Below are 24,469 nucleotides of genomic sequence, written 5' to 3' on the forward strand. Positions count from 1 at the left end.
CTGGATCCCGTGGATCAAGACTTCTCGGTGATCGGGGTGGTCGACGGCGACCACGTCACCGTCACGGTGACCGGCGAGGTCGACATGGCGACGGCCGACGCGATGTTCGACGCCGCGTTGCCGGGCACGGCAGCGGCCACCGTGGACCTGCGTGCCGTCACGTTCTTCGACTCCGCGGCCATCCACGCCCTGATCCGGATCGCCGAGCACTACCAGGACGCGCTGGTGGTCCTGCCGTCGTCCCGGGTGCTGCGGGTGCTGGAGATCTCCGGGCTGGGCGACCAGCCGTGGCTCAAGCAGGACGCAGCGGACGCCGGAGAGTGACCGCGGTCCCCTCCGGGGATCGATGCACGGAGAGTTCGGTCAGCGCCCCGATCAGCGCCAGCCCGCGCCCGCGGAAACCGGGTTCGGTGGCCGGCCGCCAGCGGCCGGTGTCCCGGATCGTCACCAGCACCGCGTCACCGGTCAGCGAGGCCTCCACCACGATCACCGGCTCGGCCGGGTCGAGCGGGTGCTCGATCGCGTTGGCCGCCGCCTCGGAGACCGCCACCACCAGGTCGAACGCGTCGTCGTCCGGCACCGCGTGTGCGGCCAGGAAGTCCTCCAGCCGGCGGCGCAGCACGGTGAGCCGGTCCGCCGCGGCGGGCAGCCGCAGGACGAACTCGCGGTGTTCGGTCGCCTCCAGCGCGATCAGTGCGATGTCGTCCCGGCGGTCGTGCCGGGACGCCTTGCCGAGCAGCTGGTCGAGCAGGTCCTCGACGTGCTCGGTGGGCTGGGCCGCGTCCACGGTGAGTTCCGCCAGCCCGCTGTCGATGCCCTGGTGCCGGTCCTCGACCAGGCCGTCGGTGTAGAGCAGGAGCCGGCTGCCGGGCGGCAGCTGATGTTCCCGGGTGGGATAGGTCACGCTGCCCAGGGCGCCGATCGGCGGTCCCATCGCGGCGGCGTAGAGGAAATCGCCGGGCTCGCCGCCCGCCACCACGATCGGTGACGGATGTCCGGCCGAGGAGAACCGCAATCTCCGGGTACGGGGGTCGAACGCCACACAGATCACGGTGGCGAACTGACGGCGGCCGAGGGTGTCCACGAGCCGGTTCAGCCGGGTCAGCGCCGCGCCGCAGTCGAAGCCCTCGAGAACGTAGGCGCGCAGCGCGTTGCGCAACTGGCCCATGCCGGCGGCCGCCTGCACGCCCTTGCCGACCACGTCGCCGATGACCAGGAACAGCTCGCCGTCCGGAGCGGCGATCACGTCGTACCAGTCGCCGCCGACCCGGGCCTCGCTGCTGCCCGGCACGTACCGGCTCGCCACGATCGCGCCCGGCACCCGCGGCAGCGATGGCGGCAGCAGGCTGTGCTGCAGCGTGCTGGCGATCCGGTGCTCGGTCTCGTAGAGCCGGGCGTTCGCCAGCCGCAGCCCGATCAGCCGGGCCAGCTGGATCAGCACCGCGGGCTCGGCGGGTCCGCCGGCGCCGTCCCAGACCCGCAGCTCGCCCAGCGGCGGCCCGGCGGCGTCCGGCAGCGGCAGCACCACGTCGGGTTCGGCCGCCGGCGCGGCGCCGCCGTCCTGTTCGGCCCGCGCGTCCGGCGCGGTCACCACCACCCGGCCGGCCGAGGTCATCGCGAGCACGTGCCGGGCCGCGACGTCGAGCACCTCGGCGGTGGTCGGCACCGCGTTCAGCGCCGCCGCCACGTCGACCAGCCCGCGCAGCCGGGAGACGTGCTCGCGCAGCACGGCGGTGTCGTCGGCGACCGGGGTTCGGCCGGACCGGTCCCGCAGCGCCCCGGCGATCTGCGCCGCCGCCGCGTCGAAGAAGTCCCGGTACTCGTCGTCCAGGGCGAGGAACCGGCTGCGCCCGAGGACGAGCGCGCCCCCGGCGACCGGCAGCACCAGCGCGTCGCCGGCCGCGGACGGCGGCGGATCGGTCACCTCGGCCAGCGGCACCCGGCCGGGCAGCCCGCTCTCGATCACCGCACGGATCGCCGGGTGCGGGTCCGGCTCGTCCAGCCGCAGCACGGCGAACGGCACGTCGTCCTCATCGCCGGTGAGCGTCGCGACCGCCTCGGCGGCGAGCGTGCGCTGGTCCGGCGCGGCGGTCAGCCGCCTGCCCAGGGCGGCGAGGGTACGGCTGCGCCGCTCCCTGCGCACCCGCCGGGTGGTGTCGGTGACGACGCAGAGCACCCCGCGCGGCTCGCCCCGGCTGTCCCGGATCGGGTCGTAGGAGACGTCGAAGTACGTCATCTCCGGGAACCCGTAGCGCTCGGACAGGAACGGGTGGTCGGGCGCGTAGAACGCCCGGTCGCTCGTGATCACCCGGTCGAGCAGCCGGCGTCGCTCGTCCCAGCTCTCCGGCCACACCTCGGCGGCCGGTCGCCCGAGGCTGCCGGGGTGCTTGTCGCCGAGGGTCATCAGGTACGCGTCGTTGTAGAGCGTCGCGTACCGCGGCCCCCAGCAGATCATCATCTGGGCCCGGGAGGCGAGCATCGTGACGACCGCGCCGACCAGCTCCTCCGGCCAGGTCGCCGGCTCCCCGGCCGGGGAGCCGGACCAGTCCAGGGCGGACATCCGCGCGCCCATCTCACCGCCTCGCTCGAAGGCGAGACGTAACCGGCTCCGCAGGCCACCCAACACAGACCTCCCCGACATCTATGCCGGAATGATCGCACCCACCGATGCGGCCTGGGCGAGCGCGGTGAACGCCCGCAGGTCCGAGGTGCGCTCCGGGTGCCACTGCACGCCCAGCGCGAAGGTCCGCCCCGGGTGTTCCAGGATCTCCACCACCCGGTCGTCCGGGCACCAGCCCACCGGCACGAACTCACCCGGATCGGCGACCGCCTGATGGTGGAACGAGTTGACGGTCAGGCAGCGGCCGAAGAGCTGATGCGCGCGGCTGCTCTCGTCGACGACCACGTCGTGCCGCCCGTAGTCGGAGGCGCCGGCGGCGAGCGGGTCGGTGCCCGCCGCGGCCCGGTGCCGCTCGTGCCCGACCAGGTCCGGCAGGTGCTGGTGCAGTGAGCCGCCGGTGGCGACCGCCATCACCTGCATGCCCCGGCAGACGCCCAGCACGGGCAGATCGGCCTCGAGCGCTGCGCGCATCAGCATCAGCTCGGAGGCGTCCCGGACCTCGTCGACCTCGGTGGCCGGGTGCCGGTCGGCCTCCCAGGCGACCGGATCGATGTCGCCGCCACCGGTGAAGACGATGCCGTCGAGCGATTCCAGCACGTCGACGCCGGGCTCGTCCGGGGTGATCAGCACGGCCCGGCCGCCGGTGGCGTGCACCGCCCTGACGTAGGTCATCGGGAGCATCGCGGCCATCAACTCGTTACGCTGGTACTGGATGTGCTGAGCGTATGAGGTGAGGCCGATCAGCGGTCTGCGCATGCGGTGCTGTTCTCCTTCATCCCGACTCGTGCCGCGTCCACCAATGAGCCGAACAGGCGCTGGTCCCGGCGGTATTCCGGATGCCATTGAACGCCGAGGACGAATCGCCTGTCCGGGTGTTCCACCGACTCGGGCAGACCGTCGTCCGCCCAGCCGGTGACGGTCAGCGACCCCGGGTCGGCGACACCCTGGTGATGGAAGCAGTGGATCGTCCGGTCCTCGCCCATCAGGTCCGCGATCCGGCTGCCGGGGGCGAACGCCGCCTCGTGCTCGCCGTAGACCCCCGGGCCGGGCCGGTGCCGCTCGTGGCCGAGCAGATCCGGCAGGTGCTGGTGCAGCGATCCGCCGGCCGCCACGGTGAGCAGCTGCATCCCCCGGCAGACGCCGAGGATCGGCAGATCGGCGTCGAGCGCGGCGCGCAGCAGCACCAGCTCACCGGCGTCCCGGTCGGCCCGCACCTCGGTGAGCGGCTCGCACGCGGCGCCGTACAGGGCGGGGTCGACGTCCGGCCCGCCGGCCAGCAGCAGCCCGTCGAGCGCCCGGAGGACGCCGGCGTCCCGGTCGTCCGGCGGCAGCACGACCGCCCGGCCACCGGCGAGCGTGACGGCCTCGACGTAGTCGTGCGGCACCAGGGTGGAGGGAAGGTTCTGCCAGACGCCCCAGGTGGCCGGGACCACATAGGACGTTATGCCGATGATCGGACGCATCGCACCACCGTAATCACAGGCGCGCGGCGCCGGAGAACCGGCGCCGCGTCACGGGGCCCCTCTGTCCCACCGACACGGGGATCGACCCGTGCGGGCGGGGATTCGACCCCTCACACCTTGTTGAACTGGGCGTTTGAGGAGTCCTTCCCCACCGTGGCGGGTCTCGAAACATCACAGCGGAGTCACATACGCCCCGGTGATCCCGCCGTCCACCACGAACTGGCTCGCGGTCATGAACGACGCGTCGTCACTCGCCAGGAACGCGACGGCGGCCGCGATCTCCTCCGGTTCCGCGAACCGGCCCATCGGGACGTGCACGAGACGCCGGGCGGCCCGGTCCGGATCCTTCGCGAACAGGTCCATCAGCAGCGGGGTGGCGACCGGGCCGGGGCAGAGCGCGTTGATCCGGATGCCCTCGCGGGCGAACTGGACACCGAGTTCCCTGGTCATCGCGAGCACGCCGCCCTTACTGGCGGTGTAGGCGATCTGCGAGGTGGCGGCGCCGAGCAGCGCCACGAACGACGCGGTGTTGATGATCGAGCCCTTGCCCTGACGCTGCATGTGCGGGATCGCGTACTTGCAGCAGAAGAAGACGCTCGTGGTGTTGACCTTGAGGACGCGCTCCCACGCGTCCAGGCCGGTGACCAGGATCGAGTCGTCGTCGGGCGGCGAGATGCCGGCGTTGTTGAACGCGATGTCGACCCGGCCGTGGCGCTCCACCACCCCGTCGAACAGCGCCTTGACCTGTTGCTCGTCGCTGACGTCGCAGGCGACGAACTCGCCGCCGACCTCGTCCGCCACGGATTTGCCGGATTCCTCGGAGATGTCGACCGCGACGACGCGGGCGCCCTCGGCGGCGAACCGCCGGGCCGTCGCCAGTCCGATACCGCTGCCGGCGCCGGTGATCACGGCGATCCGGTCCTGCAAACGCTCCACTGTCACTCTCCCATAGCCAGGAACACGTTCTTCACATCGGTGAACGACAGCAGCGCGTCCGGGCCCAGCTCACGGCCCAGACCGGACTGCTTCATCCCGCCGAACGGCGTCCAGTACCGCACCGAGGAGTTGCTGTTGACGCTCAGCGCGCCGGTCTCCACGGCTCGCGACATCCGCAGCGCGCGGCCGACGTCCCGGGTCCAGATCGAGCCGGACAGGCCGTACTCGGTGTCGTTGGCGAGCCGCACCGCCTCGGCCTCGTCGCGGAACGGCAGCACGCTCAGCACCGGGCCGAAGATCTCCTCGCGCCAGTGCCGGTCCCGCTCGGAGCCGGCCAGCAGGACGGTCGGCGGGAACCACCAGCCGTCCGTGAAGTCGGCGGTGCCGCGAAATGCCACATCGGCGCCGTCCAGATAGGAGGCGACGACGTCCCGCTGACCGGAAGAGATCAGCGGGCCCATCTCCGACATGTCGCTCGACGGGTCCAATACCCGGAATTTCTTGACGGCCGGCTCCAGCAGCGCCAGGAACCTGTCATAGACCGACGCCTCGACCAGGAGCCGCGACCGGGCACAACAGTCCTGGCCCGCGTTGTCGAAGACCGCGCCGGGCGCCGCCGCCGCCGCCGCCTCCAGGTCAGCGTCCGCGAAGACGATGTTGGAGCTCTTGCCACCGAGTTCCAGGGTCACGCGTTTCACCTGGTCGGCGCAGCCCGCCATGATCGATTTACCGACCTCGGTCGACCCGGTGAAACACACCTTGCGGACCGCCGGGTGCGTGACGAACCGCTGGCCCACCACGCTGCCCTTGCCCGGCAGCACCTGGAAGACGTCCTCCGGCAGGCCGGCCTCGCACGCCAGTTCGCCGAGGCGGATCGCGGTGAGCGGGGTCAGCTCGGCGGGCTTGAGCACCACGGTGTTCCCGGCCGCCAGCGCCGGCGCGAAACCCCAGCCCGCGATCGGCATCGGGAAGTTCCACGGCACGATGATCCCGACCACGCCGAGCGGCTCGTGGAACGTCACGTCGATGCCGCCGGGAACCGGTATCTGCCGTCCGGAGAGCCGCTCCGGGGCGCCCGCGTAGTAGTTCAGGACGTCCCGGACGTTGCCCGCCTCCCAGCGCGCGTTGCCGATCGTGTGTCCCGCGTTGCGTACCTCCAGTTGCGCGAGCTCTTCGATGTGCTCGTCCACCACCGCCGCGAAGCGGCGCAGCAGCCGCGCCCGATCACCGGGCGCGAGGTCACGCCAGGCCGGGAACGCTTTCTGCGCACGTCCGATCGCCGCGTCGGTCGCGGCCGCATCCAGCGACGGTACGGTCGTGAGCACCGCCCCGGTCGACGGGTTGATCACCTCTGTCACGTGCTGATCATCCCTTCAGAGACGCTCGAACCCACGGCGCAACTCCCAGTCGGTGACCGCCGCGTCGTAAGCGGCCAGTTCGACCCTCGCCATGTTCGCGTAGTGGGCGACCACATCGCTGCCGAACGCCGATCCGGCGATTCCGCTCTCGGCCCACAGCAAAGCCGCGTCCCGGAGCGTCCCCGGCACTCGTGTCGCATCCGCATCGTGATACGCATTCCCGACGAATTCGTCCTCCAGTGACAGTTCGTTCTCGATGCCGTGCAACGCCCCCGCGACCAGGGCCGCGATCGCCAGGTACGGGTTGACGTCCCCGCCCGGCACCCGGTTCTCCACCCGCATCCCCTGCCCGTGCCCGGCGATCCGCAGCGCACAGGTCCGGTTGTCGACACCCCACCGGATCGCGGTCGGCGCGAACGACCCCGGCTGGTACCGCTTGTACGAGTTGATGTTCGGCGCGAAGAGCAGGCTGAACTCCCGCATCGTGGCGAGCAGCCCGGCCAGCACCCGCTGCCCGGTCACGCTCAGGTGCGCCGGTCCGTCCCCGAGCATCGCGGACTGCCCGTCCTCGCCCCGTAACGAGAAGTGGATGTGGCAGGAGTTGCCCTCCCGTTCGTTCGGCTTCGCCATGAAGGTGAGCGCCATGCCCTCCTGCGCGGCGATCTCCTTGGCCCCGTTCTTGTAGATCACGTGCCCGTCGGCGGCGGTCAGCGCGTCCGCGTACCGGAAGGCGATCTCGTGCTGACCGAAGTTGCACTCCCCCTTCGCGCTCTCCGGCACCAGGCCCGCGCCGTACATCTCGTTGCGGATCCGGCGCAGCAGCGGCTCCACCCGGGCGGTGCCGAGCAGGGAGTAGTCCACGTTGTACTGGTTCGCCGGGGTCAGGTCCCGGTAGTTCTTCGTGAACGCCTCCTCGTAGCTGTCCCGGTAGAGGACGAACTCGAGCTCGGTGCCCGCGTACGCGGTCAGCCCGTGCGCCGCCAGCCGGTCCAGCTGGCGGCGCAGGATCTGCCGGGGTGACGGCGCGACCGGCTCCCCCGCCGTGTCGAACAGGTCGGCGAGCACCAACGCGGTGCCGGGCTGCCACGGGACGCGGCGCAGCGTGCGGAAATCCGGCCGCATCACGAAGTCGCCGTAGCCGGTGGACCAGGAGGACATCTCGTACCCGTCGACCGTGTTCATGTCCACGTCGACGGCGAGCAGGTAGTTGCACCCCTCACTGCCGCCGGACACCACCTCGTCCATGAAGTAGCGCCCGTGCAGCCGCTTGCCCTGCAATCGTCCCTGCATGTCGGTCAGACCCAGCAGCACCGTGTCGATGCTGCCGTTGGCGACCGAGACGTCGAGCTCCTCGAGATCCATGTCCGTCATCCCATCAGTCGATCTGCTCGCCGTGATGTGCTTTCTCGATCAGGTTCTGCTTCGGCCCGGTGAACCACTTGCGGGCGCTCGCGAACCACCAGATCGTGGCCGCCCCGAGGACCACTGCCACCGCGACGATCGTGTAGTTGAAGTTCGACGCGCTGATCGGGCTCGCGGTCGGCAGCACGAAGAGAACGCAGATGACACCTACCCAGACGATCGCGATCCAGCCGACCGGAGCGCTCCACTTTCCGAGATTCCAGGGGCCGGCCTCGAACTCGGCGCCGAGACGGCGGCGCAGCAGGACCGGTCCGACGTAGGCGATGTACAGCCCGATCACCGCGATCGAGGTGGCCGCCAGGTACGCCGTGGTGTTCCAGAGCGACGGGAGCACCAGCAGGATCGAGAGGCTCACGCAGAGCCAGATCGAGTTGGTCGGCGTACCGGTGCGGGTGTTGACCTTCTTCCAGATCCGGGAACCGGGGATGGCGTCGTCCCGGGCGAACGCGTACGACATCCGGGAGTTCGCGGTGACCGAGGCCATGCCGCAGAACCACTGCGCCACCATGCAGATGAACAGCAGGAACGTGCCGAGGTCGTGGCCTACGGCGTCGATGAAGATCTGTGCGGGCGGCAGGCCGAGATCGCTCGTCCGGGCGCCCTCGTAGTCCTGGATGGACCAGGTGATCGCGAAGAGCAGCACGAAGCCGGCCAGCACCGAGACCACCACGGACATCACGATGCCCCGCGGCGCGGCCCGGGCGGCGTCGTGCGTCTCCTCCGCCACGTGCGCCGAGGCGTCGTAACCGGTGTAGGTGTACTGCGCCATCAGCAGACCGATCAGCACGGCGTAGACGCCCGCCCCGGCGAACGTGAAGCCGGTGGCGTTCTGCACCTCGAAGAACACCTCGGAGATCGGCTTGTGCTGGTCCGGCACGATCGCCAGGATGCCGACGATGACCGCCACGCCGACCAGGTGCCACCAGGCGCTCACGTCGGAGAGCACCCGCACCAGGTTCACGCCGAACGTGTTCAGCAGGCCGTGCACGACGATGATGAGCAGGAAGATCAGGAAAGTCCGGCCGGTGGTCACCTCCATGTCGAAGGTGAGACTCAGGAACGCCGACGTGGTGATCGCCGCGCCGAAGTCGATGGCCGCGGTCACCGCGACCTCGCCGAGGAAGTTGAACCAGCCGATGAACCAGGCCCAGGCGGCCTTGTTCCGTTTGGCGAGCGCGGCGGCCCACCAGTAGAGGGCGCCGGCGGTCGGATAGGCCGAGCAGACCTCGGCCATCGCCAGCGCCACGAAGGTCACCATGATGCCGACGAACAGCCAGCCCAGGGTGATGGCGATCGGACCGCCCGCGGCCATGGCGATCCCGTACGAGGTGATCGCTCCGGCCAGGATGGAAATGATCGAGAAGGAGACGGCGAAGTTGGAGAAGCCCGAGAGCCGGCGGTGCAGCTCCTGCTTGTAACCGAGTTGTGCGAGTCGTTCCTCGTCGGAGGTGGGGGCGATTCTTGGATCAGCGCTCATCTGAGTGCTCCCTTGCCCGGTGTGACCTGGACCACGCTTGCCGTGATGATCTCGCCGTCGTGTTACGGGCGTCAATGACAAGGGTTAATTGATCGCTTCCGGCTGTGCCGAAACGGTCCACAAAGGGCGGCGGCGCTCTTGCGGAGAGGCGGCGGCGCTCTTGCTGGGGAGCGGCGGCGCTCTTGCTGGGGAGCGGCGGCGCTCTTGCTGGGGGCCGGCGGCGCAGGGCGGGCGCTTGCGCGTGGGGGGCGCGCCGAAGAGAGAGGTGACCGCGCCCCGCACCGCCGCGAAGGTGGGCCGTCCGAGCGGCCCGCGCTTGCCCCTCAAGGCTCGCACCGCCCCCGTCCGCGGGCAACGCGATTACTCCGGAAGGCATCGACCGACTACAGCATAATCGCTGGTCAGACAGACCTTTTCCGAAAAAATCTACAGCGGCGAGTCTAGAAATCCGGGCCGGAGAGGATTACATTCGGGTGGTCGGTCACGGCCGACGGAGCCGGTCGAAAGGCCGGTGAGCAACTGGCACAGTCGCTGAGTTGGAGGAGGAGGACGAGATACCGCAGCAACGCGTAATCGCAACGTCCCCGGCCCGACAAGAGGTGATCGCAGCCGATGCCCATCACTCCGGCCGACCGCTAGCGGCACGCAGCAGGTCGACCACATGCGCCGACAATGATCGGCACAAGAATTGAAAAGCCAGGGCCCCGGTTACCCGCCGGGGCCCTGGACCACGTCGGAGAGGCCCCGGATGGGAGCGCATGACCTCGTCGAGCGATGAACCGGCGTTCACCATGGGCCGGGCCGCCGAGCTGATCGGCGTGACCCCGGCCTTTCTGCGCAGCCTGGACGAGACCGGGCTGATCGCGGCGGGACGCTCCTCCGGGGGCCACCGTCGGTACTCACGGCATCAGCTCGACCTCGCGGCCCGCGTTCGCCGGCTGCTGGACGAGGGTTTCCCGCTCGCCGCCGCCTGCCGGATCGTCACCCTCGAGGACCGTCTGGCGGCCGCGCACCGGCGGATCGCCGAGCTCGGCGGCACGCCGGGACCGGACGAGGACGCCACCATCCCCACCCAGACCCGCCGCCGCCGGTTGACCCCCTCAGTGAACTGACAGCCTCATCCATGCGATGGTCACCCCATGCCATCGTGGAACATCGAAGAGTGGCGTAGGCCAGGCCCGACGCCCGCGCAGCGGAAAGCAGATCTGTGGATCGGCATCGGCGTCGCGGCGGTCGCGGTGCTCAACCTGTTCCTCTCCCGCAGCGTCGGCATGCTGCACACCGACGACGCTCCGGCCCGAGCCGAGCAGATCGCCTGGGCGGTCGCCACCACGCTGCCGCTGGCCTGGCGGCGGCAGCGGCCGGACGCGGTCGCACTGATCATGTCGGCGCTCTTCATCGGCGGCCAGGTCCGCGGCGCCCAGGAGCAGCAGGTCACGACGTACGCGCTGTACGCCGCGATCTACACGCTCGGTGCGTGGGGACCGGTCCGGCGCCGGGCCCGGACGCTCCGGCTCGGCATCATCGCGGCGATGTTCGGCTGGCTCACCGTCGCCTTCCTGACGCAGTGGGACGAGATCCACGGCGAGTCGTTCGAGGGCGCCTCCGGCGAGCTGCCGGTGCTCTGGTCGCTGGTCTTCAACAACTACTTCGTCAACGTCATCTTCTTCGGCTCGGTCTACCTGGTCGGCGACGCCGCCTGGCAGGCCGCGCGCCGGCTCAACACGGTCGAGTCGCAGGCCGCCGAGCTGCGCGCCGCGCAGGCCGCCGAGGCCGAGCGGGCGGTGATCCGCGAGCGGGTGCGGATCGCCCGGGAACTGCACGACGTGGTCGCCCACCACGTGTCGGTGATGGGCATCCAGGCGTCGGCGTGCCGGCGGGCGCTGGACAAGGATCCGGCGCGGGCGCGGACCGCGCTCACCGCGATCGAGGAGGGCGCCCGGACCGCGGTGGACGAGCTGCGCCGGATGCTCGGCGCGCTGCGCGCCTCGGGCGCCACCGCGGAGGCGGCCACCAGCGGCGTCGACCGGATCCCGCAGATCGCGGAGAGCGCGCGGGAAGCCGGCCTGACCGTTCACTCGGCGGTCTTCGGTGACCCCGTGCCGCTGCCGGACTCGGTGTCGCAGACCGCGTACCGGATCGTCCAGGAGGCGGTCACCAACGCGCTGAAGCACGCGCACGCCCGCACGCTCGACATCCGGGTCCGCTACCTGAGCGGCCTGGTGGAGGTGGACGTGACAGACGACGGGCGGGGCACGTCCGACAAGCCAGAGAAATCCGGGGGGATGGGAATCATCGGCATGCGGGAACGCGTCGCGGTGCACGACGGAGAGCTGGAGAGCGGTCCACGGCCGGGCGGCGGATACCGGGTCCGGGCCCGCCTGCCCTTCACGCCCGTGCTGAGCATGGCGGGAGAGTCGCGGTGACGATCAGGGTCCTGCTGGCGGACGACCACGCGCTGGTCCGCACCGGCTTCCGGGTCATCCTGGAGATGGAGGACGACATCACCGTCGTCGGCGAGGCGTCGGACGGCGCGCAGGCCACCGACCTGGCCCTGAGCCTGCGGCCGGACGTCGTGCTGATGGACGTCGAGATGCCCGGCGTGGACGGCCTGGAGGCGACCCGCCGGATCGCCGCGGCCGGCGGCCCGTCGGTGCTGATCCTCACCACGTTCGACCGCGACGACTACCTGTTCGCGGCGCTGCAGGCCGGTGCCAGCGGGTTCCTGCTGAAGAACGGCACACCGGAGGCGCTGACCGAGGCGGTACGCGTGATAGCCGCCGGCGACGCGCTGCTCGCCCCCGCCGTGACCCGCCGGGTGATCGCCGGCTTCACCGCGCCCCGCCAGCGCACGCCCGAGCCGGTGGTCCGCCTGGACGAGCTGACACCGCGCGAGCACGAGGTGCTGGTGCTGCTCGCCGGCGGCGCCACCAACGCCGAGATCGCGACCGGGCTGCGGCTCGGGGAGACCACCGTGAAGACGCACGTGAGCCGGGTGCTGATGAAACTCGGCGCGCGGGATCGGACGCAGGCCGTGGTCCTGGCGTACGAGCTCGGGGTGGTGCGTCCTTCGCAGGGATGACGTTCTCGCGCCGGACGACATCGAGGTCGGCGGCCCCTAGCGTTTACCGCATGACCACCGTCCTCAACGTCGATGCCGTCAACCGGTCCTTCGGCGACCGGCAGGTCCTCAAGGACGTGTCCTTCGCCGTCGACGCCGGCCGCCTGACCGGCTTCGTCGGCGCGAACGGCGCCGGCAAGACCACCACGATGCGGATCATCCTGGGCGTGCTCGGCGCCGAGTCCGGGACGACCACCTGGCGCGGCGCCCCGATCACCCGTGAGGTGCGGCAGCGCTTCGGCTACATGCCGGAGGAACGCGGCCTCTACCCGAAGATGTCCGTCGCCGAGCAGATCGTCTACCTGGGCCGGCTGCACGGGATGAGCACGGCCGACGCGAAGGCCAGCACCGCCGCGCTGCTGGACCGGCTGGAGCTCGCGCCGCGCGCCGGGGATCTGGTCGAGAAGCTGTCGCTCGGCAACCAGCAGCGGGTGCAGATCGCCGCCGCCCTGGTACACGACCCGGAGCTGCTCGTCCTCGACGAGCCGTTCTCCGGCCTGGACCCGCTCGCCGCGGACAACGTCGTCGCGGTGCTGCGCGAGCGGGCCGCGGCCGGCGCCGCGGTGCTCTTCTCCAGTCACCAGCTGGACCTGGTGGAACGGCTCTGCGACGACCTGGTGATCATCGCGGACGGCACGATCCGGGCCGCCGGGAGCCGCGCCTACCTGCGTGACCAGTACGCCCAGCCGCGTTACTCGATCGAGGTGGGCGCCGACGCGGGCTGGCTGCGCGATGTGCCCGGCGTGACCCTGGTCGAGCTGGACGGGCCGCGGGCCGTCGTCGACCTGGCGCCGGAGACCGACGACCAGGCGATCCTCCGCGCCGCCCTGGACCGGGGGCCGGTGCACGCGTTCGGCCCGGTCCGCCCCTCCCTCGCCGAGATCTTCCGAGAGGTGATCCAGTGACCACGTTCGAGGCCACCCGGCTCGTCGCCGGCCGCGAGCTCCGGACCAAGCTGCGCGACAAGGCGTTCCTCTACAGCACCGCGTTCTTCCTGGTCGTCGTGCTCGCCTCGATCATCCTGCCGACGATGATCAGCGGCGGGCCGACGAAGGTGGCGGTGGCCGAGCCCGCCGCCACGGCACCGCTGCGCCAGGCCGAGTTCGAGGTCGTCGAGGTCCCGGACACGGCTGCCGCCGAGAAGCTGCTGCGCGACGGCGAGGTCGAGGCCGCGGTGGTCCCCGGCCCCGAGGTGCTCGCCATGGACGACCCGCCGAACGACGTGGTCAGCGCGCTCAGCGTCGCCCCGCCGGTGCGTCTGCTCGACCCGGGTGACATCGACCCGTTCCTGATGGTCCTGATCCCGACGATCCTCGCGATGCTGTTCTTCCTCACCTCGTACACGTACGGGCTGCAGATCGCCCAGAGCGTGATCGAGGAGAAGCAGACCCGGATCGTCGAGATCCTGGTGTCGAGCGTGCCGGTCCGGGCGCTGCTGGCCGGCAAGGTGGCCGCGATGACACTGCTCGCGTTCGGCCAGATAGCCCTGCTCGCTGTCGTCGCGTTCGTCGGCATGAGCGTCACCGACGTCGACACCGGCGTGGTGGACGCCCTCGGCCCGACACTCGCCTGGTTCCTGCCGTTCTTCGTGCTCGGCTTCCTGATGCTGGCGACGGTCTGGGCCGGGGTGGGCGCGCTCGCCTCCCGGCAGGAGGAGATCACCAGCACCTCGTCGCCGGTGCAGATGGCGGTGCTGATCCCGTTCTTCGCGGTGCTGTTCCTCCAGGACAACGCGAGTGCGCAGCAGATCCTGTCGTACATCCCGTTCTCGTCGCCGATCGCGATGCCGATCCGGCTCTTCAAGGGCGACGCGGCGGCCTGGGAGCCCCTGGTGTCCCTGCTGATCCTGGCGGTGACCGCGCTGCTGCTGCTGGCCGCCGGCTCGCGGATCTACCAGGGCTCGCTGATGCGCACCCGGCAGAAGACCACGATCGCCACCGCCTGGAAGAACGCCTAGGCGACAGGGCTCAGGCGACCCGGCGGACGATCGCCAGCAGCGACTCCTCCACGTCGGCGATGTCGCGGTCGGGCTGGAACACCAGCCAGTCCACCGCGACCACCAGCCCGACACCGAAGAGCGCCGCCGACGCCACCCGCACGTCCAGCTCGGCGGGCAGGTCGCCGGAGTCGACGCCGGACCGCACGGTCTCGGCGATCACTCCGATGGCCTGCTCGCGGAGCAGGATCAGGGTCTGCTGCCACTCCCGGTTGGTCCGCCACATCTCGGAGAGCAGCAGCTGGGCGAAGGCCCGGTAACGCCGGATGTACTCCAGCTGGGCACGGATCAGGGCGCGGACCGCGTCCCGGGGCGGCAGCCCGTCGACCGCGGCCCGGAACTCGTCGGTGAGCAGCCCGACGCCGTGCCGGAGCAGCTCCTCGAAGAGCTCGGTCTTCGACTTGAAGTTGTAGTAGACGGTCCCCTTGGCGACGCCCGCCCGCAGCGCGATGTCGTCCACCGTGGTCGCCGAGAAACCCTGTTCGGCGATGAGCTCCACGGCCGCCTCGAAGAGCCGCTGACGGGTGTCCTCCCGCCGGCGGCTCCGTCCGTCCGTCTGCACGCCCACGACCCTAGAGCACCAGTTCCGGGTGCAGGTCCGCGGCACGCATCCGGCGCTGCCGTCCGGCCAGGACCACGGTGAGCAGTGTCGCCACCAGACCGAACCCGGCGAGGATCAGCGCGGCGTGCGTGACGGTCGCGCTCGAACCGCCGTCGATGGCGTGACGCATCGACTCCACCACGTACGTCATCGGCAGCAGCGGATGGACCGCCTGGAAGAAGCCGGGTGACGTCTGCACCGGGTAGGTGCCGCCGGACGAGGTCAGCTGGAGCATCAGCAGGACCAGGGCGGCGACCCGGCCGACCGGCCCGAGCGCGGCGCCGAGCAGCTGGATGATCGCCGCGAAGACGGCCGCCGTGCCGAGCATCAGCCCGAACGTGGTGACCGGGTGGACCGGGGAGAGGCCGAGACCGAACCGGACCACCAGATACAGCAGGGTGGCCTGGACTCCGCCGATCGCCACGCCGGGCAGCAGGCCGGCCAGCGCGACCCGGTGCGGCGGCGCCCCGGACGCCAGGTAGCGCCGGTTCAGCGGCCGCAGCAGCATGTAATTGATCATCGCGCCGACCCAGAGCGCGAGCGCCAGGAAGTAGGGCGCGAAGCCCACGCCGTAGGTGGCGGCCGGGTGCCGGACCACGCGGTCCAGGGAGACCGGGTCGGCGAGGACCCCGGCCCGCTCGGACGTGTCGGTGTACGCCGGGATCTTGCCGGCGCCGTCGGTGAGCCCGTCGGCGAGCCGGTCGGCCCCGCCGGTCAGCTGAGTGAGCCCTGACGCGACCTGATGCCCGCCGTCGGAGAGCGTCGCGAGCCCGTCGTCGATCTGCCGGGCGCCGCTGGACAACTTGAAGATCCCGCCGCGCAGGTCGGTGGCGCCGTCGTACAGCGTGCCGGTGGCGGTGTCCAGCTTCTTCGCGCCGGTGGCGAGCTCGTCCAGCCCGTTCGCGAGCGCGTCGACCCGGGTGCGCGCCTTCCGCACGTCGCCGGCCAGGTGCGGCGCGGCGTCGGCGACCGCGCGGGCGTCCGCCGCGACGCGGGTGAGGCGGGCGCGCAGCGCGTCGAGGTCGGCCGCGTCGATCCGGGCCTGGATCCGCTCGGCGTCGGTCACCAGGGTGTCGGCGAGTTCCCGCGCGTCGCCGACACCGGGGGTCTCGTCCGGCAGCGAGTCCAGATATCCGCGCAGCTTCCGGGCGTCCGCCACGGCCCGGTCGGCCGCGTCGTCGATCGCGCCGACGTTCTTCGCCAGCGCGGAGGCCCCGGCGGCGACGTCGTCGGCCGCCTCTTCGATGGTCCGCGCGTTCTCCCGCAGCACCGGCTCGATCCGGTCCGCCGCGCCGTCCACCACGTCCGCCAGCTGCCGGGTGCCGCGGGCCGCCTCGGCGGTGCCGGACGCGATCCGGCTCGTCCCCGACTCCAGCTGTTTCAGGCCGTCCGCGAGCCGGTCGGCGCCGGAACCGGCCCGGTCGATGCCGTTCGCGAGCTTCCCGGTCGCGGCCTCGGCGTCGTCGATGCCACCGGCCACCCGGCCGGCGCCGCCCTCCAGCTTGCCGGATCCGTCGCGCACCTTCCCGGCCGCGTCGGCGGCCTGCGACGTCTGTTTCTTCAGGTCGGTGAAGCCGATCAGCATCTGGTCGAAGTAGCGCGCCGAGGCGCTCGACGCCGCGGCCGCCCGCACCTCGTCGAAGGCGGTCCGCGCGAAGACTCCCGAGAGGTAGTTCGTGGCGTCGTCGCTCACCGCGCTCAGCTGAGCGGTCCGCGGCGTGCTGTCCGCGTCCGGCGCGGTCGCCAGGTCCTTCGAGAAGCCGGCCGGGATCAGCAGCTCGATCTGGTACTTCCCGTCCCGCAGCCCGCGTTCGGCGGCGGCCGCGTCCACCACGTGCCAGTCGAAGACCTCCCGGTCGATCAGCTCGTCGGCGAGGTCCTGCCCGGCCCGGACGGTCGTGCCGTCGGCCGCCTCGGCCGGCGAGTCCTGCACGACGAGCGCCGCCGGGATGTGGTCGAGCCGCCCGTAGGGATCCCAGAACGCGTAGAGATAGAGCGCGCCGTAGAGCAGCGGGATCACCGCGAGCACCACCACGGCCGCGGTGGTCAGCCGGCTGCGCAGGAAGCGCCGCAGCTCGTATCCGGCCAGCCTCAGAGTGTTCATGCCGTGACCTCCGCGTCCACCGGCTCGGCCTCCGCGGGCTCGGCCTCCACGTCCACCGGCTCGGCCTCCGCGTTCACCGGCTCGGTCGTGCGGACCACCGTCGCCCGGCCCGGCTCCCCGGTCTGCGGGTCGTCCAGCGTCACCACCTGGTCCACCAGCACGGGATCGGCCTCGCGCCCGGTCACCAGCACCGCCACCCCGCTCGCCGCGATCTCACCGACCAGCCCTCGGAGCGCTTCGCGTTCCGCCGCGTCCAGGCCGGCGTCCACCCCGTCCAGCGCGATCACCGACGGCCGGTTCAGACCCGCGAGAGTCAAACCCAGGACCTGCTTCTGGTACGGGGTCAGATCCCGCCCCCGCAGCGCCGGATCCAGCCCGTGCAGCGGCACGTCGCCGGCGCGCGGCAGGCCCAGCAGGGTGAGCCTCTCGACTATGTGCTCCGCCACCGTGAAGACGGGTTCGGGCTCCTCCACGCCGGGCACATGACCCAGCGCCGCCGTACCGCTGATCTCGACCGTGCCGGCGGAGAGCCGCAGCCGCCTCGCCAGGGCGAGCAGCGCGGAGGTGCGTCCGCTGCCCGGGGGGCCGATGATCGCGACCGTCTCACCTGCCTCGACCCGCAGGTCGAGTCCCTGGACGAGCCAGCGGCGGCGATGCCGGACGCCGGCGCCGGTGGCGGTGAGCACCGTCATGGCGGCCCCCTTTTTAAACTGACTGGTCAGTTCAAAAACATACCCACCCCGGTACGCGTCGCCATCCTCCGGTGGTGGACATCACGCCACATCGACCGGCAGGATCATGGGCATGTCGATGCGATGGGGCATGACCGTGCCGTTCGGCGGAGTTCCGCTCGCCGATCACGCTGCCGTGTACACGGCTCTGGCCGACGCCGGATTCACCGACGTCTGGTCGGCCGAGGTGAACGGCACCGACGCGTTCACACCACTCACGCTCGCCGCGGCGTGGGAGCCCCGGCTGCGTCTGGGCACCGCGATCGCCCCGGTCTTCACCCGCGGCCCCGGGCTGCTCGCGATGACCGCCGCGGCGCTCGCCGAGACCGCCCCGGGCCGTTTCCAGCTCGGCATCGGCGCCTCGTCCCCGGTGGTCGTCGGCGACTGGAACGCGGTGGACTTCAGCCGGCCGTTCGCCCGCAGCCGCGACGTGCTCCGCTTCCTGCGGTCCGCGCTGGCCGGCGAGGTCGTCGACGAGGAGTTCGCGACGTTCACCGTCCGGCGCTTCCGCCTGGAACGCCCGCCGGCCACCCCGCCCGCGCTGATGCTCGCCGCGCTGCGCCCGCAGATGCTCCGGCTCGCCGCCGCCGAGGCCGACGGCGTGATCCTGAACTGGCTCGCCGCCACCGACGTGGCGACCGCGCTCGCCGAGACCAAGGAGGCCGGCCCGGGCTTCGACGTCGCCGCCCGGATCTTCGTGATCCCGACCGAGGACGCCGGCTACGCCCGCACGGTCGGCCGTCGCATGATCACCGCTTACCTGACCGTCCCGGCGTACGCGGCGTTCCACCGCTGGCTCGGCCGCTCCGAGGTCCTGGAGCCGATGTGGCGGGCCTGGGAGTCCGGCGACCGCAAGGGCGCGCTCGCCGCCATCCCGGACTCGCTCGTCGACGAGCTGATCGTGCACGGTTCGCCCGACGAGTGCCGCAGCCGGGTGGAGGCGTACGCCCGCGCCGGCGTGACGGTCCCGGTGATGGCCCTGATGCCCACTCCCGAGCTGGAACGCGGTGGTGCCGCGGCCCTCGCCGAGCTGATCACCGCCCTGGGACGCCCGGCCTGACCGGGCGGCACGGCACCGCGCCCTTACGTCAGCCCGGCGCCGGCCGGCGGCAGCGGGGCCAGACGACCTTCCCGCTGCGCGCCAGGAGTGTCAATTCGCCCCGCTGGTCGGCTCGCGCCGCACCGCCGGAGGCACTCACGACCCCGGCCGGGCGTGCCGCGCTCCGCGCTCCGCTCACGCGGGACACGAAACGCCGTGGAGCCGGGCCCGCCCGCACCGGCGTAAGCTAGGAGGAGATCTGCCGCGACCGGCGGGCTGGCCCGATGGGATGCCGGTGAATCACGACGCCGGATCCGAAGCCGGGCCACCACTCGCGGGGCAGGGCCGGAGGTTTCGTCATGGCGACATCCTGGTGTCTACGTGTGTCCGGAGTCGGCCGTGATCGATGTGGATGACCCCGGACATCGACTGCGCATAGAACAGTTGCTGGCGGCCCACGGCCCGGATATCGACGGCCTGTGCCGCGCGTGCCTGTCGAGCCTTCCCGGCATCGGCGGCGTGGGAGTCACAGTGATGACTCCCCAGACCCAGCAGGTGCGCTATGCCAGTGACGCGGTGAGCGCCCGGGTGGAGCAACTGCAATTCCTTCTCGGCGAAGGACCGTGCCGCGATGCCTACGCCACGGCGAGTCCGGTTCTGGCCGGTGATCTCCACGCGACCCTGTGGCGCGAGCAGTGGCCCGCATTCGCCCCGGCGGCCGTGCTGGCCGGCGCTCAGGCGGTCTTCGCCTTGCCGCTGCAGGTGGGCGAGACCGGGATGGGCGTCATGGATCTGTACCGCGACACGCCGGGCGATCTGGCCGATCGGACTCTGGCTGACGCGCTCGTGCTCGCCGGGGCCGTCGTCGAACTCATCCTGGTCGAGACAGCGGCGCAGGCCGGCAGCGACGACTCCCTGACCGCCGGCGGCAGCGATCATCTGCTGCAGCGAGCGGTCGTGCATCAGGCAACCGGCATGATCAGTGTGCAGGCCGGAGTGCCGGTGGAGGACGCACTGGCTCGACTGCGTGCGCACGCGTTCGCCGCTGGACTCGACCTCGATGCGATCGCTGCCGACGTGGTGGCCCGGCGTCTGAGGTTCGACAACCTGGCCGACGATGAAGACAGGTGACTTTCAGTGAGCGCAGCTCAGGACCCGGCAACCATGGATCTCCTTGTCGAACTGTCCGACACCCTGGTCGCCGATCTCGATGTCGACAAGCTGCTGCAGACGGTGACGAACAGGTGCATCGAGCTGCTTGACGCGCAGGCGGCCGGCGTGATGGTGGCCGACGGCCGTGGCACGCTGCGGCTGCTGGCAGCCGCACCGGAGTACACCACCTGGGTCGACCTCTTCGAGGCTCCCGCAGCCCCGACCGGCTGGTGTTTCGCCACCGGGCTGACGGTGGCCGACGCTGATCTGGACATCCCGGATCCGCGGTGGGCGGCGTTCGCCCGGCAGGCGCGGGAGGGCGGATTCCGGTCGGTCGTCGCCCTCCCGATGCGGGTTCGCGGCGATGTCATCGGGGTGTTCGGCCTGTTCCGGCACCGGCCCGGATGGCTGACCGCCGAGGAGATGCGCCTCGCGCAGGCGCTGGCGAACGTCTCCACCATCGGGCTGCTGATGCAGCGCGACCAGGGTTACCGCACGACCCTGGCGAACCAGGCACAGCGGGTGCTGAGCGGACGCGTCGCCGTGGAGCAGGCTCGGGGCATCCTGGCCGAGCTGCTCGGCGTCGATGTCGACACCGCCCGGGAGGAACTGCGCCGCCACGCGTCCCGGACCGGCCTCAGCCTGGGCGCCGTGGCGGACGAGGTGGTCGCCACCATCCCTCTCAGCCGGGAGTGGCGCGCCGGCACGCCGGTCCTGCTGGCCCATCGCATCACGATGGAAACCCTGGCGGCGCTCCGGACGCTCGTCCGGCAGCGGATGACCGGCGTCGGCCTGTCCGGCTCCGCCGCGGACACGTTCCTGCTCGCCGTCCACGAGGCCGCCACGAACGCCGAAGAACACGCCGACGGTGGCCGGTTGTGGCTGTGGCGTCACGACGGAAGCCTGTGGTGCGAGATCAGCGACGACGGTCCCGGGCTGCCCGTGGACTACCGGATCCGCGCCCACGCTTCCGCCGGCGACATCCGGCACACCGGTCTCTGGCTGATCCGCCGCATCTGCCCCGACGTCGAGATCACGAGCACGTCACAGGGAACCCGGGTGCTGTTGCGCCAGCCGATACCCGATCACTCCGACGGGCCGTTCTCCGCCGCTGAGGCCGGCGAGTAACCGAAAAGCGCCGATGTATCAGTGACCTGCATCAGTAAGCGCACGGCGCTGGAGGCGGCGACGACCCGGACCACACGATCGGCGGCGACGGCTCGCTCCCGCAGATGGAGCAGGCTCCGCAGGCCTGCGAGGTCGCAGAATCGAAGCCCGGTGAGATCCAGGTTCAGCACCCGCGCCGGCTGATCGAGAACGGCCGTCAACCGCTCGGTCACGTCAATCTCCAACGGGACGGCCAGCTCGCCGTCCAGGACGACCAGCACCGCATCGCCGGTGGCCGGAACCGTCGTCACCGTTATCGCCACGCCGTGACTCGGCACCACTTCGGCGAGCACCTGCCTCGCGGTCGCGGACAAGGACGTTCCTCTGGCCGCGGCCCGCTCCGTCAGCATGCGACGGGCCTCCGCGGCATCACTGTCGTCGTGGGCCATCAACACGCCGAGCGCCCGCTGGATCGTGACCCTGATCTCCAACGCCAGCCCGAGCCCGAGCAGCAGCTGGCGCGTACCGGCGTCGGCGCCGGAATCGATGCCGCTCGCCGACAGCCGCTCCACGGCGAACACCGCGCGAACCCCGGTCATCAGATCGGTCAGTGCGGACGGCTCACGCCCGTAGAGATTCAGCACGCCCACCGGGACGCCACCGCCGGCGAACAACGGCACCGACACCGACGCCCGCAGCCCCAGCGCGGTGGCATGGCGGTAGAAGCCGGGCCACGCCATCGTCGCCGCGATGTCCGGCACCCCGACCGGCTCGCCCGTCCGCGCGGCCTGCACACACGGTCCCGATTCCTCGGCGTGCTGAGCGTCGTCGACCGCCCGGGCCAGATCACTGCTGGCCGCCACCGTGGTGTAACCCGCGCCCCGCCAGGCCGTGACGGACGCGTACACCACCCCGGCGATCAGATCGGCCGCCGACACCGCTATCCCGATCAGAAGCTCATCGACGGCAGCCTCGTCGTCCGGCGTATCGGCGAGCGCCACCACTGCCTCGGCCAGGGGACGCCACCGCCCGTCGTCCGACGCGTCTGGTGGCCTGGGGTCCGTCATCCGTCATCGCACCGCCTACTCCAACGGAGTTACCTGCCCACCGTAGCCGGACCCGCGGAGCCGGCCGTCATGACCCGGCGGGCGCGCCCTCAGTTGTCCAGCGCCTCGCGGAGGCGCTGCAACAGATCGGTCTGGGTGAACGGCTTCGTGATCAGGATGGTGCTGGCGTCCAGGGTGCTGCTCCCGGTGATGAAGGGCTGCGCGTAACCGGACATGTACACCACCGGTACGCCGGGCCGCAGGCGGCGGATCCGCTCGGCGAGCTCGTTGCCGTGCAGGAGTGGCATGACCACGTCGGTCAGCAGCAGGTCGAACTCCGACTCCGGGTCCTCCGCGATGTGCAGGGCCTCCGGTCCGCTGCCGGCCGGGATCACCCGGTACCCGTTGCGGGTCAGGATCCGCACGGTCACCGCCCGCAACGCCGCCTCGTCCTCCACCAGCAGGATCGTCTCCCCGCCGTGCTTGAGCTGCTGCGGCGGCGCGGCCGGCGCCGGCGCCGCCGGCTGCTCGTCGGTGACCGGGAGCAGCACGGTGAAGACGGTTCCGGCGCCCACCGTGGACCGCAGGTCGGCCGTGCCGCCGGCCTGGGTGACGATGCCGTAGACCGTCGCCAGCCCGAGGCCGGTCCCCTGCCCCGGCGGCTTCGTCGTGTAGAACGGCTCGAACACCCGCTCCAGCACCTCGGGCGGGATCCCGGTGCCGGTGTCAGCGACCCGCAGTTCGGCATAGCGTCCCGGCGCCACCGCCGGGCGCGCCTCGGTGTCGTCGCCCGCGGTGATCTCGACGTTTCCGGTGTGGAGGGTGAGCGTGCCGCCGCCGGGCATCGCGTCCCGGGCGTTGACCGCCAGGTTCACCAGGACCTGCTCGATCTGGCCGGGGTCGGCCAGCACCGGCCACAGCTCCGGCTCCAGCTCCGCCTGCAGCCGGATGTGCTCGCCCAGCGTGCGCAGGAGCAGCTGCTCGACCTCCCGGATCACCACGTTCAGGTCGAGCACCCGGGGCCGGACGACCTCCCGCCGGCCGAACGCCAGCAGCTGATGCGTCAACTCGGTGGCCCGCTGCCCGGCCCGGAGCACCTGCTGCAGATCACGGCCCGCCTGCGGCCAGGGGCCGCCGGGATCGGCGTCGGCGGCCTCCTGGATCTGCTCGGCCACGAAACCGGTGTAGTTGAGCATGACGGCGAGCAGGTTGTTGAAGTCGTGCGCCACTCCCCCGGCCAGCTGACCCAGGCTCTCCAGCCGCTGCGACTGCTGAAGCTGCGCCTCCAGCCGCTCGCGTTCGGCGGCCGCGACGAGCCGCTCCCCCTCGGCCTCCAGGCGCTGCCGCTCGGCCTGCGCCTCGATCCGCTCGGAGACGTCCCGGATCGCCGCCGAGACGATCACCCCGTCCTCGGTCTCGAACGCGGAGAGGCTGATCTCGGCCGGGAACTCGGAGCCGTCCTTGCGGCACGCGGCGAGCGGCCGGCCGGAGCCCATCGGGCGGGGCTGCGGGTCGGCGAAGTAGCGCTGCCGTTTCTCCGGATGCCCCGGCCGGCCCGCGGGCGGCACCAGCACCTCGATCGACTTGCCGAGCAGCTCGCTGCGCTGATAGCCGAAGAGCCGCTCGGCCTGCGCGTTCACCAGGCTGATCCGGCCGTCGGCGGCGACCCCCACGATCGCGTCCGGGGCGGCTTCGAGCAGACCCTGGAACTTGGCCTCGCGGCGCACCCGGTCGCTCACGTCCCGGACCGCCGCGACCACCATGTTCTGGGCGGGCAGCGCGGAGAGCGAGATCTCGGCGGGGAACTCGGAGCCGTCCTTGCGCCGGGCGGCGAGCGGCGCTCCCGCACCCATCGGGCGCGGACGCAGATCCTGCAGATAGTCCCGGCGGTGCGCGGGGTGATGGCGCCGGAACCGCTCCGGGATCAGCAGCTCGATCGGCTTGCCGATCAACTCGGACCGGTCGAAGCCGAAGAGGCGGACGGTCTGCGCGTTCACCACGGCGATGCACCCGTCACGATGAACGCCGATGATCGCATCAGGTGCCGCCTCGAGCAGGCCGATCGCCACGGCATCGGAAGGATTGCTCATCGCAGCACCTCATCCCCCAACCCAAGGCCTCCTCCAGACTAGGCGGACCCCGGCGCTCCCCGTCCGAAAATCGGCGTTGACGCAAGCATCAGACGGAACCGCTCTGAGGGTGACCACCCGCCGGTAGCGAAAGACGCGCAGCGGCCTTTCGTGGCAGGCAGGTCGCGGTGCCTTCTCGGGGACTGCTGTCCGCCCGTACCGAAAGG

General features: G+C 71.4%; 21 protein-coding genes. 9 read left to right on the forward strand and 12 right to left on the reverse strand.

Annotated features, from left to right (window positions below):
* The first annotated feature begins 9 nt into the window (after positions 1–9).
* Entirely contained in the window at positions 10–324 is a 315-nt protein-coding gene (locus tag AMIS_RS34375) for an STAS domain-containing protein (protein WP_014447077.1), read from the forward strand.
* Here AMIS_RS34375 and AMIS_RS34380 read toward each other — a convergent pair.
* The 7 genes from AMIS_RS34380 to AMIS_RS34410 all read right to left on the reverse strand — a co-directional run bounded on the left by AMIS_RS34380 (position 293) and on the right by AMIS_RS34410 (position 9,276).
* Positions 293–2,572, reverse strand: a complete 2,280-nt coding sequence (locus AMIS_RS34380; protein WP_014447078.1) for an ATP-binding SpoIIE family protein phosphatase — start codon at positions 2,570–2,572, stop codon at positions 293–295. The genes AMIS_RS34375 and AMIS_RS34380 overlap by 32 nt on opposite strands.
* A 69-nt stretch (positions 2,573–2,641) precedes the next feature.
* Entirely contained in the window at positions 2,642–3,376 is a 735-nt protein-coding gene (locus tag AMIS_RS34385; protein ID WP_014447079.1) for a gamma-glutamyl-gamma-aminobutyrate hydrolase family protein, read from the reverse strand.
* Entirely contained in the window at positions 3,361–4,083 is a 723-nt protein-coding gene (locus AMIS_RS34390) for a gamma-glutamyl-gamma-aminobutyrate hydrolase family protein (RefSeq protein WP_014447080.1), read from the reverse strand. The genes AMIS_RS34385 and AMIS_RS34390 overlap by 16 nt, the downstream gene beginning before the upstream one ends.
* 171 nt (positions 4,084–4,254) lie before the next feature.
* On the reverse strand, positions 4,255–5,019 hold the full coding sequence (locus AMIS_RS34395) for a 3-oxoacyl-ACP reductase (RefSeq protein ID WP_041830247.1): 765 nt from the start codon (positions 5,017–5,019) through the stop codon (positions 4,255–4,257).
* 2 nt (positions 5,020–5,021) lie between these two features.
* Complete coding sequence (locus tag AMIS_RS34400) at positions 5,022–6,377, reverse strand: aldehyde dehydrogenase family protein (protein WP_014447082.1); 1,356 nt, start codon at positions 6,375–6,377, stop codon at positions 5,022–5,024.
* Positions 6,378–6,392: 15 nt separating this feature from the next.
* Entirely contained in the window at positions 6,393–7,739 is a 1,347-nt protein-coding gene (locus AMIS_RS34405; RefSeq protein WP_041831574.1) for a glutamine synthetase family protein, read from the reverse strand.
* Between the two features lie 13 nt (positions 7,740–7,752).
* The gene (locus tag AMIS_RS34410) at positions 7,753–9,276 is read right to left on the reverse strand and encodes an amino acid permease (protein WP_014447084.1); all 1,524 of its coding nucleotides are present in this window, start codon (positions 9,274–9,276) and stop codon (positions 7,753–7,755) included.
* 758 nt (positions 9,277–10,034) lie between these two features.
* Here AMIS_RS34410 and AMIS_RS34415 point away from each other — a divergent pair.
* Genes AMIS_RS34415 through AMIS_RS34435 form a run of 5 tightly spaced genes read left to right on the forward strand, consistent with a single transcriptional unit; the run spans position 10,035 to position 14,354 of the window.
* Positions 10,035–10,388, forward strand: a complete 354-nt coding sequence (locus tag AMIS_RS34415; protein ID WP_014447085.1) for a helix-turn-helix domain-containing protein — start codon at positions 10,035–10,037, stop codon at positions 10,386–10,388.
* Positions 10,389–10,415: 27 nt separating this feature from the next.
* Entirely contained in the window at positions 10,416–11,702 is a 1,287-nt protein-coding gene (locus AMIS_RS34420) for a sensor histidine kinase (RefSeq protein ID WP_014447086.1), read from the forward strand.
* Positions 11,699–12,358: a response regulator gene (locus AMIS_RS34425; protein ID WP_014447087.1), complete on the forward strand. Its 660-nt coding sequence runs from the start codon at positions 11,699–11,701 to the stop codon at positions 12,356–12,358. The genes AMIS_RS34420 and AMIS_RS34425 overlap by 4 nt, the downstream gene beginning before the upstream one ends.
* Positions 12,359–12,408: 50 nt before the next feature.
* Positions 12,409–13,302 (forward strand): ABC transporter ATP-binding protein, encoded by an 894-nt coding sequence (locus AMIS_RS34430; protein WP_041830248.1) that lies wholly within the window; start codon positions 12,409–12,411, stop codon positions 13,300–13,302.
* On the forward strand, positions 13,299–14,354 hold the full coding sequence (locus AMIS_RS34435) for an ABC transporter permease (RefSeq protein WP_014447089.1): 1,056 nt from the start codon (positions 13,299–13,301) through the stop codon (positions 14,352–14,354). Before AMIS_RS34430 ends, AMIS_RS34435 begins: the two co-directional genes overlap by 4 nt.
* Positions 14,355–14,364: 10 nt before the next feature.
* Here the strand turns inward: AMIS_RS34435 and AMIS_RS34440 are convergent, their stop codons facing one another.
* The 3 genes from AMIS_RS34440 to AMIS_RS34450 are packed head-to-tail and all read right to left on the reverse strand — an operon-like array spanning position 14,365 to position 17,790.
* Complete coding sequence (locus AMIS_RS34440; RefSeq protein WP_014447090.1) at positions 14,365–14,961, reverse strand: TetR/AcrR family transcriptional regulator; 597 nt, start codon at positions 14,959–14,961, stop codon at positions 14,365–14,367.
* 4 nt (positions 14,962–14,965) lie between these two features.
* Positions 14,966–17,098: a YhgE/Pip family protein gene (locus AMIS_RS34445; RefSeq protein WP_014447091.1), complete on the reverse strand. Its 2,133-nt coding sequence runs from the start codon at positions 17,096–17,098 to the stop codon at positions 14,966–14,968.
* A complete protein-coding gene (locus AMIS_RS34450) occupies positions 17,095–17,790 on the reverse strand; it encodes an ABC transporter ATP-binding protein (RefSeq protein ID WP_014447092.1) in 696 nt (231 codons plus the stop codon). The genes AMIS_RS34445 and AMIS_RS34450 overlap by 4 nt, the downstream gene beginning before the upstream one ends.
* 112 nt (positions 17,791–17,902) lie before the next feature.
* Here AMIS_RS34450 and AMIS_RS34455 point away from each other — a divergent pair, with 112 nt between their 5' ends.
* The 3 genes from AMIS_RS34455 to AMIS_RS41050 all read left to right on the forward strand — a co-directional run bounded on the left by AMIS_RS34455 (position 17,903) and on the right by AMIS_RS41050 (position 21,148).
* Complete coding sequence (locus AMIS_RS34455) at positions 17,903–18,889, forward strand: LLM class F420-dependent oxidoreductase (protein ID WP_231859154.1); 987 nt, start codon at positions 17,903–17,905, stop codon at positions 18,887–18,889.
* 378 nt (positions 18,890–19,267) lie between these two features.
* Positions 19,268–19,999, forward strand: coding sequence for a GAF and ANTAR domain-containing protein (locus AMIS_RS34460; protein WP_197537987.1), 732 nt, complete (start codon positions 19,268–19,270; stop codon positions 19,997–19,999).
* A gap of 33 nt (positions 20,000–20,032) precedes the next feature.
* The gene (locus AMIS_RS41050; RefSeq protein ID WP_051042264.1) at positions 20,033–21,148 is read left to right on the forward strand and encodes a GAF domain-containing protein; all 1,116 of its coding nucleotides are present in this window, start codon (positions 20,033–20,035) and stop codon (positions 21,146–21,148) included.
* Here the strand turns inward: AMIS_RS41050 and AMIS_RS34470 are convergent.
* A complete protein-coding gene (locus AMIS_RS34470) occupies positions 21,106–22,194 on the reverse strand; it encodes a GAF domain-containing protein (RefSeq protein WP_014447096.1) in 1,089 nt (362 codons plus the stop codon). The two genes, AMIS_RS41050 and AMIS_RS34470, sit on opposite strands and share 43 nt — an antisense overlap.
* An 89-nt stretch (positions 22,195–22,283) precedes the next feature.
* Positions 22,284–24,263, reverse strand: coding sequence for a hybrid sensor histidine kinase/response regulator (locus AMIS_RS34475; protein ID WP_014447097.1), 1,980 nt, complete (start codon positions 24,261–24,263; stop codon positions 22,284–22,286).
* Between the last annotated feature and the right edge of the window lie 206 nt (positions 24,264–24,469).

The sequence above is a fragment of the Actinoplanes missouriensis 431 genome (assembly GCF_000284295.1).
Lineage (GTDB): Bacteria > Actinomycetota > Actinomycetes > Mycobacteriales > Micromonosporaceae > Actinoplanes > Actinoplanes missouriensis.